This is a genomic window from Nonomuraea sp. JJY05 (genome assembly GCF_043496855.1).
Taxonomy (GTDB): Bacteria; Actinomycetota; Actinomycetes; order Streptosporangiales; family Streptosporangiaceae; genus Nonomuraea.
Window position 1 is genome coordinate 431,661 of sequence record NZ_JBIEIS010000001.1, and the last position, 15,159, is coordinate 446,819.

Below are 15,159 nucleotides of genomic sequence, written 5' to 3' on the forward strand. Positions count from 1 at the left end.
CGCAGGCCCAGCTCCTCCAGGGCGGCCCGCATGAACGCCGGCCGCCGCTCGCTGACCCGCCGCACCACCGGGCCCACCACCGGGCCCACGGCCGGGTCGTCGGCCTCGCTGATCAGCCGGAACGAGGCGGCGGCGTCATGCCCGTCGCCATCCGCGCCCGCGCCACCCGGCCTTTCTAGGCGCCCGGCCCCTCCGCGGCGAGGTTCTCCAGTATCCGCCGCAGCATGTCCGTGACCTGCCCGACCTCCTCCGGCGAGAACCCCTCGAACACCTGGCGGCTGATCCTCCCGAAGATCGGCGGCAGGCTGGGCACCAGCGCCCGCCCCTCGTCCGTCAGCTCGATGACGATCGAGCGCCGGTCCTCGGGATGCCGCTCCCGCCGCAGCAGCCCCTTGGCCTCCAGCCGGTCGAGCAGCCTGGTCATCCCGGCCGTGTCCGTGCCGAGCCGGCGTTTCAGCAGGCTGGGCGTGCCGCCGCCGCGCGAGGCGTGCAGCAGCAGCGCGGCCTGCTGCGCCGTGAGCCCGAGGGGCGCCAGGCGCCGCTCGGTCTCGGTGTTGAGCTCCCTGCCCACCTGCACGAGCAGCGACCCTCCCCCCAGCACCAGCTCGAACGTCGCCTGCGGCGCACGGTTCTCGTTCATCCCCCGAGAATAGCCTGCGTAGACATTTGCTGTCGTGACAGTTACATTCGAGACATGACCGACCGACACGTCTTGATCGTGGGAGGCGGAATCGCCGGATCGTGCCTCGCCCAGGGCCTGCGCCGCACGGGCCTCGCCGTCACCCTCTTCGAACGCGACCCCTTGGCCGCCCACCGCCCCCAGGGCTACCGCATCAGCCTCAAGGGCACCGGCTTACGGGCGCTGCGGGCCTGCCTGCCGGACCGCCTGTTCGACCTGGCCGTGGCGACCTCCATCCGCCCGGCCACCCGCATGATCTTCATGGACGCCGGCCTGAGGCCCAAGTTCGCCAAGGACATCCCCCAGCAGCTGCCGGGCGTCGACGGCCTGGGCGTCAACCGGCTCACGCTCCGCGAGATCCTCATGGCCGAGCCGGCGGGCCCGGTCCGGTTCGGCATGGACTACCAGCGCTACGAACGGCTGGACGGCGGCCGCGTGCGCGCCCACTTCGCGGACGGCCGCCACGTGGACGGCGACCTGCTCGTGGGGGCGGAGGGCGTGGGCTCGCGGGTGCGGGCGCAGCTCCTGCCCGGCGCCGTGGTGGACGAGCTCGGCTGGACGCTGTACGGCCGGACGTGGATCACGCCCGAACTGCTGGCCGCCACGCCACCCGAGCTGACCGACTCCTTCAACCGGATCACCGCCGCCGACGGCACGGCCGTCAGCATCGCCACCTGCCGCCCGCACACCCCCGTGCCCGAGGCCGTGGCCCGCCACGCTCCCGGCACGCACCTGACGGACGTCCCCGGCTACCTCTCATGGACGATGAGCGTGTCCGGCCCCCGGCCCGACGGCGTGCCACCGGCCGGGCTGCACTGGCTGGCCATGGACACGGTGCGGGACTGGCACGAGGGCGTGCGGCACATCGTGCGCGAGGCGGACCCGGAGGCCACGTTCGTGCTGCAGGTCCACTCGGCGCGGCGGGTGCAGCCCTGGGACGAGCCCGCGGTCACGCTGGTGGGCGACGCCGTGCACAGCATGAGCCCCGGCCGGGGCGAGGGCGCCGACGCGAGCCTGCGGGACGCCCACCTGCTCAGCGAGCTGCTCGCGGCGGCCGCCGCCGAGGGGCAGCCCCTCGCCGGCGCCAAGGCCGGCTACGAGCGCCGCATGCTCGACTACGCCTTCACCGCCGTCGACGCCTCCCGCGACCACCCCTTCGCCCCCTTCCGCCGCCCGGCCGGCTGAGCGATCCCGCCACGCGCCGTCCCGGGAGGGAGAGGGGCCGGATGAGCGATAGCCTTCGTCCTGTGCTGGAAAGGATCTCAGCCACCCGTTACGTGACCCCGCTGCGAGAGGGCGGTTCGCTGCCCGGCGTCGTCGAGGCCGACGACCTGGGCACGTACGTGGTGAAGTTTCGCGAGGCGGGCCAGGGCCGGCGGGTGCTCGTCGCCGAGATCGTCGCGGCCGAGCTGGGCCGCAGGCTCGGGCTCAGGACCCCCGATCTCAAGCTCATCGACCTCGACCCGCAGCTCGGCATCCGCGAGCCGGACGAAGAGGTGCAGGACCTCCTCAAGGCCAGCTCCGGCCTCAACCTGGCGATCGACTTCCTGCCGGGCGCGCTGGGGTTCGAGCCGCTGGCCTGGGCGGCGGACCCGGTGTTCGCGGCCGGCGTGGTGTGGTTCGACGGCCTCATCCACAACATCGACCGCAGCTGGCGCAATCCCAACCTGCTGGTCTGGCACCGCGAGACCTGGCTGATCGACCACGGCGCGGCGCTCTGGTTCCACCACAACTGGCGCACGGCCGATCCCCAGCGGAAGTTCGACGCGGGCGACCACGTGCTCGCGCCGTTCGCCGGTGACGTCGAGGCCGCGGGCGACCAGCTGGCCGCGAGGATCACGCGGGAGCTGCTGGAGAGCGTGACCGCGATGGTGCCCGACGAGTGGCTGGACGGCGAGCCGGGATTCGACGGCCCGGGGGCGGTGCGCGAGGCGTACGTCGATCATCTGATGGAGCGGGCGCACGGCCCGCGCGAGTGGCTCGTGCGCGGCGAGTCGAAGGCGCCGCGAAGCGGCCCGGGGTCGGTGGGCGAGTTCTGGCGGGGAGGCGGCCGGTGACCAGGGACGTCTACGAGTACGCGGTGATCCGCGTGGTGCCCAGGGTCGAGCGCGGCGAGCTGATCAACGCGGGCGTGCTCCTCTACTGCCAGCCGCGCGGCTACCTGTGCGCGCGGGTCGAGCTCGACGCCGCCCGGCTGCGTGCCCTCGACCCGAACGCCGACCTCGACGGGGTACGCCGTGCGCTCAGCGCGTACGAGCTGGCCTGCGGCGAGCGGCCGGGACCGCTGGCCGAGGAGCCGCTCGGCGGCAGGTTCCGCTGGCTGACCGCGCCGCGCAGCACGATCGTCCAGGCCGGGCCCGTGCACGCGGGCCTCACCGCCGACCCCGACACCGAGCTGGCCAGGCTGTTCGACAAGCTCGTCCGTATCTAGAACTCATCCGCGTCTAGAAAAGGACGGACATGAAGGTGTCGACCTCCTGGAAGCCCACCTTGCGGTAGACGGCCCTGGCCGAGTGGTTGAAGTCGTTCACGTACAGCGTGACCACGGGGGCGAACAGGCTCCTCGCCGCCTCCACGACGGCGGCCATGCCGGCCACGGCATGGCCCCTCCCCCGCAGCTCGGGGGCGACCCAGACGCCCTGGATCTGGCAGGCCTGCGGCGTGACGGCCCCGATCTCCGCCTTGAACACCACCCGGCCGTCGTCGATGCGCGCGTAGGAGCGACCGATCCTGATCAGCTCGGCGACCCTGGTCCGGTAGAGCGCGCCGCCGTCGCCGAGGTTGGGCGAGACGCCGACCTCCTCGGTGAACATGGCCACGCAGGCGGGCAGCAGGATGTCGAACTCCTCCGGCCGCACGCGGCGTACCAGCGGATCGGCGGGCACCGGCGACTTGCGCGAGGTGGCCATGACCGGCTGCGCCCAGCGGATGGCGCGTGCCCGGCCCCAGTGCGGCTCGAGGCGCTCCCACAGCAGGGAGACGGCGTCGACCGGGCCCACGATGGAGGAGCAGCGGCGCCCCTGCTTGCGGGCACGGTCGGCGAAGGCGTGCACGGCCTCGGGACCGGCGTTGACGGGCACCATGTTGGCCCCGGCGTAACAGAGTGACACAAGACCGCCTCGCGCCCCGAACCCCCACATCTGCCCGCCCAGCCTCGCCGGATTGAGTCCGACGGCCCGCACTCTGGAGGAGACGAAGACGTTCGCGACCGGGTCGGTGTCCAGCAGGGCTAGGACCTCGTCCCGGTCGCTGTCGTCGAGCACGCGCGACGCCGATGTACGCAGCATCACAAAGGTCACACTACGCGAAGGGTCACCGATTGGCTCAGTGGGTGACGGCCACGGTAATCCTTTCTTGACGTCAGTCAGAGCCCAAGCGTCCCGAGAAGGCCGAGCAGCCCGGCCGGAGGGCTCACGGCGTCCGCCGTCATGTGGGTCGACGGGCGCGGCTCCGGCTGCGCGGCGCACTCCACGTCCCGCGGCGGCACCGTGCCGTCCCGCAGGTACGCCGCCAGGTGCTCGTCCACGCACTCGCTGCCCGTCAGCGACACGCCGTGGTTGCCGCCGGCGTCGATCACCAGGCCCGTGCGGGCGAAGTGCCTGCGCATCTCCAGCGCCCCCTTGAACGGCGTCGCGGCGTCGTCACGGGACTGGATGATGAGCACCGGCGGCAGGTTCGGCGAGCCCTGCACCTCGATCGGCGTCCCGCCCCGCACCGGCCAGAAGGCGCACGGAGCGTTGAACCAGGCGTTCGGCCAGGTCAGGAACGGCGCCCGGCGGTGCAGCCGGGTCATGTCGTCCCGCCACTTCTCCCACTTGCGCGGCCACTTGGCGTCCGCGCACTGCACGCCCAGGTAGGAGGCGTAGCCGTTCTCGTCCGCCTTGTCGTCCTCGCCGTGCTTCTTGTAGATGTCGACCAGGCTCTTGGCGTCGCCCTGGCGCACGTACGCGGACCAGGCGGCGGCGAAAGCGGGCCAGACCCGGTCGCTGTACCCGGCGACCGTGAAGGTGTCGTCCAGCTCGCTCGGCCCCACGACCCCGCCGGCCGGCCGCGCCCGCAGCCGGTCGCGCATCGCGTAGTAGGCGAACGACGTCTGCTTGAGCGAGGTGCCCAGCCGGTAGACGTCGTTGTGCTTGGCCGTCCAGGTCAGGAACTGCCGGTGACGGTGCTCGAAGGCGCCGTCCTGCCGGAGGTTCGCCTCGTACCAGACGGTCGTGGGGTCGACCGTGCTGTCCATGACCAGCCGCCTGACCCTGGCCGGGAAGAGCGTGGCGTAGACGCCGCCCAGGTAGGTGCCGTACGAGTAGCCGAGGTAGCTGATCTTCTGCTCGCCGAGCGCCGCACGGATCGAGTCCATGTCCCTGGCGGAGTTCTCGGTGGTGAGGTGCGGCAGCAGCCAGGACCAGCGCGCCCCGCACCGGTCCGCGAACTCGCGCGCCCTGCCGATCAGCTCCCGCTCCTCGGCCGGCCCCTTCGGCACCGCGTCCGGCCTCGGGGCCTTGAAGAACACGTCCGGGTCCACGCAGTGCAGCGTCGGCTCGCTGCCCCCGACGCCGCGCGGGTCGAACCCGACGATGTCGTAGCGCTCGCTCACGTCCGACGGCAGGGACGAGGCCACGTACTCGGCCAGGCTCCGCCCCGGCGCCCCCGGCCCGCCGGGATTGACCAGGAGCACGCCCAGGTAGTTGGCGCTCTTGGACACCCTGGCCCGGACGCGGTTGACGGCCAGCTCGATCGTCTGGCCCCAGGGCTCCCGGTAGTCGAGCGGTACGCGTATGGTGCCGCATTCCAGATTGGCCGGCGCCGGCCTTCCGTTACCCCCTATCGGACAGGGTCCCCAGGCGATGGCCGCCGGCGCTTGTCTCGCACCGCTGGCCACCGCCATCCCATCCCCGCTGACTATCCCTCCGACGAGCACCGCGACACCGGCGACCACCGCAACGACCCGCTTCACCCGGCCCCCTCCCACGTTCATAGGCCTTGCGATGCTCCCGTGAGCGACCGGGTGATCACTTTGGGTATGGGGAAAAGCTTGCCAATTTGTAATCGCTCGATTGCACGACGTAACCGTCCCATATCGGGGCGCGGATTGCCCGGCGGAGCTCCTGACGACGGCCGGGCTAGGCGTGTTCGGCCGTGTCGAACAGGGCCTTGGCGGCGTCGCCGAAGTAGGGGCCGTACATGGTGCGCTGGTCGTCGCTGTACTTGAAGCTGCTCACCGACGTGATCGTGCCCTTGCCCGTGGCCAGGTCGAACGTGGTCATCCACGGCCCGCCGCTCGATCCCGCCGTCATCTCGCAGCCCAGCCCCTGGTCCCGGCTCTGCCCGTACGGGTCGGCCTTCAGGCGCCCGGCGCAGTAGACCAGGTGGTGCCCGTCGTACGGCGGGTCGGCGGGGTAGCCGAAGCCGAACACCTGGCCGCCGCGAGCGGGGTTGAAGGCGATCTCCTGCGTGCCCACCACGTCGGCCACGTGCCTGCCGCCGGACGTGGCCAGCGCGACCATGCCCACGTCGTAGTTGTCGTCGCCGCTGCGCGACCAGGGCCCGGCCACGAACATGCGGCGGGCCGCGTACAGCCCGAACCGCTGGGCCCCGCCCATGCCGTACCCCGGGACGAACGTCCAGTTGGCGGCCCACCCGCCCGCGCCGTCCTTGACGCAGTGCCCGGCGGTGACCACGACGTCCCGGTTGGCGCTGCGTACGGTGCTGGCCGAGCAGACGAAGTCCGCTCCGCGCACGGTCAGGAAGACGCGGCCGGTGGTCCTGGCCACGGCGCCGCCGGTGATCCAGCGCGAGCCGACCGTGTTGGTCTCCGGCCGCTTGGGCGCGGACTCCCGGTCCTGCCTGGCGGCCGCCGCCTGGTGCCGGGGGGTACGGCCCCACAGCCACGTGGCAAGGCCGCCACCCGACACGCCCGTGGTCACGCCGTCGTCCGGCGGGGTCAGGCGCCGGCTCGACACGTCAGGAGCGGCGCGTACCCCCGTGCGACCCGTCAGGCCGCTCAGCAGGCCCGCGCCGCCCTTCACGCTGTCCAGCAGGTCGATCGGCAGGGCGCCGGCCATGCGCTCCGGCGTCCAGTAGTCGAGCACGTGCCGCTGCTCGGCGGTGGTGCGGGCGGCCACGTGCTCGACTATCTCGTGACGCATCGCCCTGTGGTCGGGCGGGTCGGCCTGCTGCCGGTCGGGGGCCGCACCGAGGAGGGCGGGCCCGATCAGCCCCGCCAAAAGCGGGGCGGCCGCTAGCAGGGGGGTGCTCAAGGTCATGCCCCCCGAGTCTGCACCACGAGATGTGTTCTTGTGACTACTTTCGGTAAATAGCTCAGAGTGCGTTGGTGCTCTGGGCCGCTTGGTAGACGCTCTGCGCCTCGTTCCCGAAATATGGGCCGAACATCCAGTTGGGGGCGAAGTTGTATTTGAAGCTGTTGACCGAGTTCTGGGTGCCGAGGCCCGTCGACTCGTTGAAATTCAGCATCCAGGGACCGCCGCTCGAACCGCCGGTCATGTTGCAGGTCAGGCCGTGGTCCTCACTCACGAGGAAGTCGTCGAAGGTCCGCCCGCTGCAGTAGATGAGCTTCGAGCCGTCGTACGGCGCCGCCGCCGGGTAGCCGAACGCGTACATCTGCTGCCTTCTCCCCTGGTTGAACGCGACGCCCTGGCCTCCGACGACGTCCACCAGCGTCCTGCCCTCCAGCGGCGCGACGACGGCCGCGGCGACGTCGAAGTTGATGTCCTCGTTCGCGTTCCACTGCTGCGTGGTCAGCAGCTTCGTGGCCGCCCAGGTGCCGAACGGCCGGTTGCCGCTGTTGTAGCCGGGCACGAAGACCCAGTTCGTGTGGAACGTTCCGTTCAGCTTGACGCAGTGGCCGGCGGTCAGGACCACGCTCTTGTTCGCGCTGGTCACCGCCGAGCCCGAGCAGGACGCGTTGCGCCCCTGCGTGGTGAAGAAGATCCGGCCGGTGGTCTTCACGACCGCTCCGGAGCCGGTCCACGGCTCGCCGGACGATCGAGCCGCCTGCAGCTCCGCCCCGGCCCGCGTCGCCCCGGTGGGCGGCGCCGTCCACGGGCTGCCCTCGGCCGGCTCTCCCAGCGCCGCCTTCGCCCCCGTCCTGGGGCTGGGCGCGTCCAGCGGCTGGGCCGCCTCCATCTTCTGCTCGGTCCAGTACGTCAGGACCTGCCGCTGCTCGGACACGGTGTCCGCCGCCGCGTGCTGGGTGGGTTTGGGCCGCATGTGTACGCCGGCCTGCGCCGCGCCGGCGGGCAGCAGGGCGGCTCCGCCGGCGGTGAGAGTGAGGATGGAAAGCAGAACGACTGCGCGGTGCATTACGTACCTCCCGAAACCGGACCTGGGGTACGGAAGGTAGCCGTAGCAATATCCAGATTTCTCAAGATTTGCGCATACCGATATAGCTGTATTCCGGCATGAATTAACTGCGTTATCTCAGGTCACATAAGTGCGGGGATTTCGGCGCGATCGGCGCCGCGTGCCTGAGCGCGCCCTGCAGCGGGGACAATGGACAGGTGCAAGAAGAGACCCTCCGATCCGTCGTCGTGCTCGGCTCCACCGGCTCCATCGGCACCCAGGCCCTCGATGTCGTCGCCGCCAACCCCGGCGGCTTCAAGGTCACCGGGCTGGCGGCGGGCGGCGGCCGGGTCGACCTGCTGGCCAGGCAGGCGGCGTCGTTCGGCGTCGAGGCGGTCGCGGTGGCCGACGCGGCGGCCGTGCCCGCGCTGAAGGACGCGCTGTCCGCGCTCGGCGCGAAGCCCACGGTGCTCGGCGGCCCGGAGGGGGTCGCGGAGGTGGCGGCCTGGCAGTGCGACACCGTCCTCAACGGCATCACCGGCGCGCTCGGGCTGACCTCCACGCTGGTCGCGCTGGAGGCGGGCAGGACCCTCGCGCTGGCCAACAAGGAGTCCCTGATCATCGGCGGCCCGCTGGTCAAGCGGCTCGCCAAGCCCGGCCAGATCCTCCCGGTCGACTCCGAGCACTCGGCGGTGCAGCAGTGCCTGTGGGCCTCGGGGCCCGACGGCTACGACCCCGACAGCGTCAAGCAGCTCGTGATCACCGCGAGCGGCGGGCCGTTCCGGGGGATGAAGCGCGAGGAGATGGCCGACGTCACGCCCGAGATGGCGCTGGCCCACCCCACCTGGTCGATGGGCCCGGCCATCACGATCAACTCCGCCACCCTGGTCAACAAGGGGCTGGAGGTCATCGAGGCGCACCTGCTGTTCGACTTGAATTTCGACCGCATCGAGGTCGTGGTCCACCCGCAGTCGATCATCCACTCCATGGTGGAATACGTCGACGGCTCGACCGTGGCCCAGGCCAGCCCGCCCGACATGCGGCTGCCGATCGCGCTCGCGCTCAGCCACCCCCACCGCATCCCGGGTGCGGCGCGGGCCATCGACTGGACCAAGGCGCACACGTGGACGTTCGAGCCTCTCGACGACGTCGCGTTCCCCTCCGTCGCGCTGGCCAGGCACGTCGGCGGCGAGGGCGGCACCGCGCCGGCCGTCTACAACGCGGCCAACGAGGCGTGCCTCGACGCGTTCATGCGGGGCGAGCTGCCGTTCCTGGCGATCGTCGACACCGTGGCCAAGGTCGTCGAGGAGCACCAGGTCACCCCGGCGGACTCCGTCGAGGAGGTGCTCGCGGCCGACGCCTGGGCCCGGGCCCGCGCGATCGAGCTGTCCCGCTGACTACCTAGACTGGAAACCGTCGTCACAGTAAGGGTTGAAATGTCTTCTGTAGCTCTCGGCATCCCGACGGTCCGTCCCAAGCCGCTCGCCGAACGCCGACACTCCCGCCAGATCATGGTCGGCAGCGTGCCCGTGGGCGGCGACGCACCCGTCTCGGTGCAGTCGATGACGACCACGGTGACCGCCGACGTCAACGCCACGTTGCAGCAGATCGCGGAGCTCACGGCGTCCGGCTGCCAGATCGTGCGCGTGGCCGTGCCGTCCCAGGACGACGCCGACGCGCTGCCGATCATCGCCAAGAAGTCGCAGATCCCGGTCATCGCCGACATCCACTTCCAGCCGAAGTACGTCTTCGCCGCCATCGAGGCGGGATGCGCGGCCGTTCGGGTCAACCCCGGCAACATCAAGAAATTTGACGACAAGGTGGGCGAGATCGCCCGCGCGGCGGCCGACCACGGCGTGCCGATCCGCATCGGCGTCAACGCCGGCTCGCTCGACCCGCGCCTGCTGCAGAAATACGGCAAGGCCACGCCCGAGGCCCTGGTGGAGTCGGCGCTCTGGGAGTGCTCGCTGTTCGAGGAGCACGGGTTCCGCGACATCAAGATCTCGGTCAAGCACAACGACCCGGTCGTGATGATCAACGCGTACCGGCTGCTCGCCGCCAAGTGCGACTACCCGCTCCACCTCGGCGTCACCGAGGCCGGCCCCGCCTTCCAGGGGACCGTCAAGTCCGCCGTCGCCTTCGGCGCGCTGCTTGCGGAGGGCATCGGCGACACCATCCGCGTCTCCCTCTCCGCGCCTCCGGTGGAGGAGGTCAAGGTCGGCGCCCAGATCCTGGAGTCCCTCGGGCTGCGCGAGCGCGGCCTGGAGATCGTCTCCTGCCCGTCCTGCGGCCGCGCCCAGGTGGACGTCTACACCCTCGCCGACCAGGTCCACGCCGGGCTGGAGGGCCTGAAGGTGCCGCTGCGGGTGGCCGTGATGGGCTGCGTCGTCAACGGCCCCGGGGAGGCCCGGGAGGCGGACCTGGGGGTGGCCTCGGGCAACGGCAAGGGGCAGATCTTCGTCAAGGGCGAGGTCATCAAGACGGTGCCGGAGTCGCAGATCGTGGAGACCCTGATCGAGGAGGCGCTCCGGCTGGCCGAGGAAATGGGCGTCGACGTCGACCTCGACGACGACTCCGGCCCTCAGGTCATCGTCAGCTGACCCACCCAGCCCGCGTTCCCGCGTGGCCCGCCACACTCACGGCGGGCCACCACACGCCTTCTCACCCTTGCGACCCGCCACCCTCACAGCGGACCACGGCACGGCGTCGCACTTTGAGACCCGCCGCCCTCACGGCGAGCCACCACGGCGTCGCACCCTTGCGACCCGCCACACTCACAGCGGGCGACCGCACGCCATCGCACCTCCTGAGACCCGCCGCCCCCGGGCAGACGACCCTCTGGGAGGCCGCACACCGGGCATCTCAGGAGCGCGCCGAGCTGAGCGCCGTTGACGTTGCGCCGAGCTCCGCCGTCCCACTGCGGACCGCACCGGCGCCGGGGGTGGCGCCGCATGGTGCTCCGGCCCTCGCCGCACCCGCGCCTGCTTGGCTGGGTGTCGCGCCCCGGCAATCTCCCCGGCACCCCCCGAGGGGCGCACGGCGCGCTGAGTCGTGCGCCGGCACCGCGGGGTGCGCCGGCGCACCCGGAGAGCCGTCCGTCCCGGGCAGGGCGGGAGGCTAGAGCGTCAGGCCCGTCAGGACCATGACCTTCTCGTACGTGAGGTCCTCCATCGCCGAGTGGAGCCCCTCGCGCCCGATCCCCGAGTCCTTCACCCCGCCGTACGGCATCTGGTCGGCCCGGTACGAGGGGACGTCGCCGATGATCACGCCGCCCACCTCCAGCTCCCGGTTCGCCCGGAAGGCGGCGTCCAGGGAGCGGGTGAACACCCCGGCCTGCAGGCCGTACTTCGAGTCGTTGACCATCGCGTACGCCTCGTCGAGCGAGGCGGCGGGCTGGAGGATCATGACGGGGCCGAAGACCTCCTCGCGCGCCACCTTGGCGTCGTGCGGGACGTCGGCCAGCACGGTCGGGGCGATCGTGGCGCCCTCGCGGGTGCCGCCGGCCAGGACGCGGGCGCCCGCGGCGACGGCCTCCTTGACCCACTGCTCCACCCGCTCCGCCGCGGCCTCCGAGACCAGCGGGCCCACCTGGGTCTTCTCGTCGGCCGGGTCGCCGGTGACGAGGCCGGAGACAGCCGGTAGGAGGCGCTCGACGAAGGCGTCGTACACGGGCTGCTCGACGATGACCCGCTGCACGGCGATGCAGCTCTGGCCGGCCTGGTAGTTGGAGAAGAGCGCGATGCGCTGCGCGGCCCAGTCGAGGTCGGCGTCGGAGAGCACGACGGCGGCGGCGTTGCCGCCCAGTTCGAGCGTCACGTGCTTGCGCGGGACCTGGTCGGCGATGGCGTACCCGACGGGCGCGGAGCCCGTGAACGACACCACGGGGAGGCGAGGGTCCTGGACCAGCGCCGAGGCGCGCTCGTTCTCGATCGGCAGCACCGAGAACATCCCCGCGGGCAGGTCCGTCTCCGCCAGGAGCTCGCCGAGCAGGAGCGAGGAGAGCGGCGTGGCGGGGGCGGGCTTGACGATGACGGGGGCGCCGACGGCGATGGCGGGGGCGACCTTGTGGGCGACCAGGTTCAGCGGGAAGTTGAACGGGGTGATCGCCAGGACGGGCCCGTGCGGGACGCGCGAGACGTACGCCAGCCGCCCGGCCGCGGCGGGCTCGGTGTCGAGCCGCTGCACGTCGCCGGACCAGCGGCGGGTCTCCTCGGCGGCGAAGCGGAACGTGGCGACGGCGCGGTTGACCTCGCCGCGCGCCCAGAAGATCGGCTTGCCGTTCTCGGCCGTGATCAGGTGGGCGATCTCGTCGGCCCGCTCGGCGAGCCGGCGCGACACGTGGGCCAGCGCCTCGGCCCGCACGTGCACGGGCAGCGCGGCGGCCTCCCGCGCCACCGCGTGCGCGGCCGCGACGGCCTCTTCGACCTGGGCATCGGTCGGTACGGAGTGCCGCCCGATCACGCGGCCGTCATGGGGGTTGGTCACAGAGAGCTCGGAGTCCCCGGTCGCGGCGCGGCCGGCCAGCCAGAAGGTACGCACGTCCATACACATGACGTTATGCCAAGCAGGAGATGGGGATTTACACCATGGTGCACAAGACTCCCACCAGGGCTCACCGTTAAGTACAAGCTCCCTGGTATACCCATGATGTAACAGAAGTAGACCCAATTCGGGATGTTTACCATGCGGAGTGGTTTGAGCGATCTCCGCCATGGCTAAGTCATCGGTGCGGGTCTCCAGCGCGGCGGGCCCCCGATCTGAGAAAGGCGTGGGCCCCGTGACCGAACAGCGTGAGGTCACAAGGACGCATAGCTGCTCCTTGGCCGCAGAGGAGGCCTCATGACTTCGGCGCCGCTGGGGCTGCAGGGCGCCTACCTCCTGGGTGAGCGCGCCACCCACGACGAACTCCGCTCCCGCCTCCTCGACGTGGCGGTGAACCTCCTCGAGAGCGACGGGCCCGACAGCCTGACCATGCGCCGGATCGCGGCCGAGGCGGGGTGCACGACGACCGTCATCTACACGATGTTCGGCAACAGGGAGGGGCTGGCTGAGGCGCTCTACCTGGAGGGGTTCGAGCGGTTTCGACGCTTTCTGGAGGCGGTGCCGACGCGGCGCAACCCGTTCGAGCACCTGAGCGCGCTCGGGCCCGCCTACCGCCAGGCGTGCCTGTCGGAGCCCGGCTACTACAGCCTGATGTTCGAGCGGGCGATCCCCGGTTTCGAACCCAGCGAGCGCGCCAGGACCCTGGCCCGCGCCGCCCTGAACATCCTCGACCGGGTGATCGCCGACTGCATCTCGGCCGGCTACCTGATCCCGACCCAGCCCCGCAAGATCGCGGACGCGCTGTGGGCGGCGGCCCAGGGGGCCATCAGCTTGGAACGCGCCGGTCACCTGCGCGACGGGCGCACCTACGAGGCCGTGACGACGGCGACCATCTGCTGCTTTCTGGTGGAGAAGCAGGGCTAGCGCGTCATCGGCGGGTGGCTTCGAGCGCGAGCCAGAGCTCGGCGCGCACACCCGGGTCGTCGAGGTCGCGTCCGAGCAGCTCGGTGACGCGTTTCATGCGGTAACGCAGGGTGTGGCGGTGCACGCCGAGCCGCTGCGCCGCCGCGTCCCAGTGCCCGTTGCTGTCGAGGTACGCGCGTAGCGACGCGACCAGGTCGGCCCGGGACCCGTACGCGGTGAGCGGGGCCAGCAGCGCGGCGGCGAACGCCTGGGCGGCGGCCCGGTCGAGCAGCCCGAGCAGCCCCTGCCCGGCCAGCTCTCCGAACTTCACCACCCGGCCCTTCCCTGCCGTCCCAGCAGTCCCGAGTCCCGCCGCCAGGGCGCGCCCCGCCTGGTCCAGCGCGCCGTTCAGATCCTCGGGGGCGTAGCCGCAGGGCAGGCTCACGCCCACCGACGCGTCGGCCTCCAGCGCCACCTTCTCCGCGACGGTGTCGGCCACGAGGGCGACGGCCAGCGGCCGCTCCGCCAAGGAGGCGGCGCCCCCGTCGGTGAACAGCGCCGCGAACGCCAGCGGCTCCAGCGCCTCCAGCGCGTCGGCGCCCGCCGCCAGCACCGTCAGCGGCTCCTCCGGGAGCCGCCCGCCGAGCGGCCCCAGCACCGCCCGCGCCTGCTCCCGCGCACCCGACAGCAGCAGCTCCAGTGCGGCGGAGCGGGCCCGCCGCGCGGCCTCCAGCTGGGTCCTGCTCTGCTCCAGCGCCAGGGTGAGCAGGGAGCCCGCGGCGTTGATGACCGTATGGGTGACGGGCGAGAAGGGCTGCCCGGCCCCGACGGCGAAGAAGCCGCGCGGCCGCGCACCGCCGCCGCCCAGCGGCTGCACCACGATGTGCTCCCCCGGCCCGGACAACGCCAGGCTCGCGGGCAGCGCCCCAGCCCCGCCGCGGACCCCACCACGCGCACCATCGCTCCCACCGCGGACCCCACCACGCGCACCACCGCCACCGGCGCCCCTCTCCTCGGCAGGGGCGGGCTCCGCAGGGTCGCCGGGCTCCAGAAGGCGGGGCTCCGGGGGGCGGGTGGTGCGCAGGCGGGCGAGCTCGGAGACGACGGCGTCCGTGTTGGCGCCGCGCGTGGCGTGGCGCACCTCGCCCGCCTCGTCCAGCAGCGCGGCCCACCCCCCGACCTCCTTGGCGAGCCGGTCGATCACCGCGTGCATGCCCTCCGGCCGCAGCGCCGCCCGCGTAAGACGGCCCTGGGCGGCGAAGGCCCGGCTGATCTCGTCGTACTGCTCGGCCGCCAGCAGCTCGCTGACCCCCTTGCCGATCGCGATGAACGGGGTCTCGCGCGGCACCTCGAACAGCGGCAGCCCCGCCTCCTCGGCTGCGCTCACCAGGGCGGGGGGCACCTCCTCGTGCGAGACGCCGACCCCGAAGCCCAGCCCCGCGACGCCGCGGGCCACGAGGCGGGCGACATACTGGGACTGGTCGCCTTCCATCCGCATGCCCGTGGTGAGGAGGAGCTCCCCGCCCTCCAGGTACGGCGTCGGGTCCGCGAGCTCGCTGACCGCCACCCAGCGCACCGCGGCGTCCAGCACGCCGCGGGCCCCGTGGCCGGGAATTCCGGCCACCGGCCGGAGCCTCATGCGGCGTACGACGGTCCGGAGCGTAGGCGGCATACGAAATTTGTCCATTCCGGCAAAGACGACCCCCTTCAGTGTGACATATCGACGTATCGGCGCA

General features: G+C 72.0%; 13 protein-coding genes. 6 read left to right on the top strand and 7 right to left on the bottom strand.

The window, feature by feature from the left end; translation table 11 throughout:
* Positions 1-175: 175 nt before the first annotated feature.
* Positions 176-640 (bottom strand): MarR family winged helix-turn-helix transcriptional regulator, encoded by a 465-nt coding sequence (locus ACFKCF_RS02000; protein ID WP_394489953.1) that lies wholly within the window; start codon positions 638-640, stop codon positions 176-178.
* A gap of 54 nt (positions 641-694) precedes the next feature.
* Between ACFKCF_RS02000 and ACFKCF_RS02005 the strand changes: the two genes are divergently transcribed.
* Genes ACFKCF_RS02005 through ACFKCF_RS02015 form a run of 3 tightly spaced genes read left to right on the top strand, consistent with a single transcriptional unit; the run spans position 695 to position 3,110 of the window.
* Positions 695-1,864 carry an FAD-dependent oxidoreductase gene (locus tag ACFKCF_RS02005; protein WP_394489955.1) on the top strand — a complete coding sequence of 390 codons (1,170 nt, stop codon included), beginning with the start codon at positions 695-697 and terminating at the stop codon, positions 1,862-1,864.
* A gap of 41 nt (positions 1,865-1,905) precedes the next feature.
* Positions 1,906-2,736 (top strand): HipA family kinase, encoded by an 831-nt coding sequence (locus tag ACFKCF_RS02010; protein WP_394489957.1) that lies wholly within the window; start codon positions 1,906-1,908, stop codon positions 2,734-2,736.
* Positions 2,733-3,110, top strand: a complete 378-nt coding sequence (locus tag ACFKCF_RS02015; protein ID WP_394489959.1) for a DUF3037 domain-containing protein — start codon at positions 2,733-2,735, stop codon at positions 3,108-3,110. The genes ACFKCF_RS02010 and ACFKCF_RS02015 overlap by 4 nt, the downstream gene beginning before the upstream one ends.
* A 13-nt stretch (positions 3,111-3,123) precedes the next feature.
* Here the strand turns inward: ACFKCF_RS02015 and ACFKCF_RS02020 are convergent, their stop codons facing one another.
* The 4 genes from ACFKCF_RS02020 to ACFKCF_RS02035 all read right to left on the bottom strand — a co-directional run bounded on the left by ACFKCF_RS02020 (position 3,124) and on the right by ACFKCF_RS02035 (position 7,999).
* A complete protein-coding gene (locus ACFKCF_RS02020; RefSeq protein ID WP_394490033.1) occupies positions 3,124-3,966 on the bottom strand; it encodes a GNAT family N-acetyltransferase in 843 nt (280 codons plus the stop codon).
* A gap of 77 nt (positions 3,967-4,043) precedes the next feature.
* Complete coding sequence (locus ACFKCF_RS02025; protein ID WP_394489961.1) at positions 4,044-5,633, bottom strand: alpha/beta hydrolase; 1,590 nt, start codon at positions 5,631-5,633, stop codon at positions 4,044-4,046.
* A 166-nt stretch (positions 5,634-5,799) separates the two neighbouring features.
* Positions 5,800-6,942, bottom strand: a complete 1,143-nt coding sequence (locus ACFKCF_RS02030; protein ID WP_394489963.1) for a trypsin-like serine peptidase — start codon at positions 6,940-6,942, stop codon at positions 5,800-5,802.
* 55 nt (positions 6,943-6,997) lie between these two features.
* Positions 6,998-7,999: a trypsin-like serine peptidase gene (locus ACFKCF_RS02035; protein WP_394489965.1), complete on the bottom strand. Its 1,002-nt coding sequence runs from the start codon at positions 7,997-7,999 to the stop codon at positions 6,998-7,000.
* Positions 8,000-8,196: 197 nt separating this feature from the next.
* Here ACFKCF_RS02035 and dxr point away from each other — a divergent pair, with 197 nt between their 5' ends.
* Positions 8,197-9,375, top strand: a complete 1,179-nt coding sequence (gene dxr, locus ACFKCF_RS02040) for a 1-deoxy-D-xylulose-5-phosphate reductoisomerase (RefSeq protein WP_394489967.1) — start codon at positions 8,197-8,199, stop codon at positions 9,373-9,375.
* A 39-nt stretch (positions 9,376-9,414) separates the two neighbouring features.
* Complete coding sequence (ispG, locus tag ACFKCF_RS02045) at positions 9,415-10,578, top strand: flavodoxin-dependent (E)-4-hydroxy-3-methylbut-2-enyl-diphosphate synthase (protein ID WP_394489968.1); 1,164 nt, start codon at positions 9,415-9,417, stop codon at positions 10,576-10,578.
* 517 nt (positions 10,579-11,095) lie between these two features.
* Here ispG and ACFKCF_RS02050 read toward each other — a convergent pair.
* Complete coding sequence (locus tag ACFKCF_RS02050) at positions 11,096-12,523, bottom strand: aldehyde dehydrogenase family protein (RefSeq protein WP_394489970.1); 1,428 nt, start codon at positions 12,521-12,523, stop codon at positions 11,096-11,098.
* 294 nt (positions 12,524-12,817) lie between these two features.
* On the opposite strand from ACFKCF_RS02050, the gene ACFKCF_RS02055 reads away from it, so the two are divergent.
* Positions 12,818-13,444 carry a TetR/AcrR family transcriptional regulator gene (locus tag ACFKCF_RS02055; protein WP_394489972.1) on the top strand — a complete coding sequence of 209 codons (627 nt, stop codon included), beginning with the start codon at positions 12,818-12,820 and terminating at the stop codon, positions 13,442-13,444.
* Between the two features lie 4 nt (positions 13,445-13,448).
* Here ACFKCF_RS02055 and ACFKCF_RS02060 read toward each other — a convergent pair whose 3' ends face one another.
* Positions 13,449-15,062 (bottom strand): PucR family transcriptional regulator, encoded by a 1,614-nt coding sequence (locus ACFKCF_RS02060; protein WP_394489974.1) that lies wholly within the window; start codon positions 15,060-15,062, stop codon positions 13,449-13,451.
* Positions 15,063-15,159: the final 97 nt, after the last annotated feature.

Coding starts and splice junctions, on each gene's coding strand:
- ACFKCF_RS02000 (WP_394489953.1), bottom strand. CDS start 640: ATGAACGAGAACCGTGCGCCGCAGGCGACGTTCGAGCTGGTGCTGGGG.
- ACFKCF_RS02005 (WP_394489955.1), top strand. CDS start 695: ATGACCGACCGACACGTCTTGATCGTGGGAGGCGGAATCGCCGGATCG.
- ACFKCF_RS02010 (WP_394489957.1), top strand. CDS start 1,906: ATGAGCGATAGCCTTCGTCCTGTGCTGGAAAGGATCTCAGCCACCCGT.
- ACFKCF_RS02020 (WP_394490033.1), bottom strand. CDS start 3,966: ATGCTGCGTACATCGGCGTCGCGCGTGCTCGACGACAGCGACCGGGAC.
- ACFKCF_RS02030 (WP_394489963.1), bottom strand. CDS start 6,942: ATGACCTTGAGCACCCCCCTGCTAGCGGCCGCCCCGCTTTTGGCGGGG.
- ACFKCF_RS02035 (WP_394489965.1), bottom strand. CDS start 7,999: ATGCACCGCGCAGTCGTTCTGCTTTCCATCCTCACTCTCACCGCCGGC.
- ispG (WP_394489968.1), top strand. CDS start 9,415: ATGTCTTCTGTAGCTCTCGGCATCCCGACGGTCCGTCCCAAGCCGCTC.
- ACFKCF_RS02050 (WP_394489970.1), bottom strand. CDS start 12,523: ATGGACGTGCGTACCTTCTGGCTGGCCGGCCGCGCCGCGACCGGGGAC.
- ACFKCF_RS02055 (WP_394489972.1), top strand. CDS start 12,818: ATGACTTCGGCGCCGCTGGGGCTGCAGGGCGCCTACCTCCTGGGTGAG.
- ACFKCF_RS02060 (WP_394489974.1), bottom strand. CDS start 15,062: ATGAGGCTCCGGCCGGTGGCCGGAATTCCCGGCCACGGGGCCCGCGGC.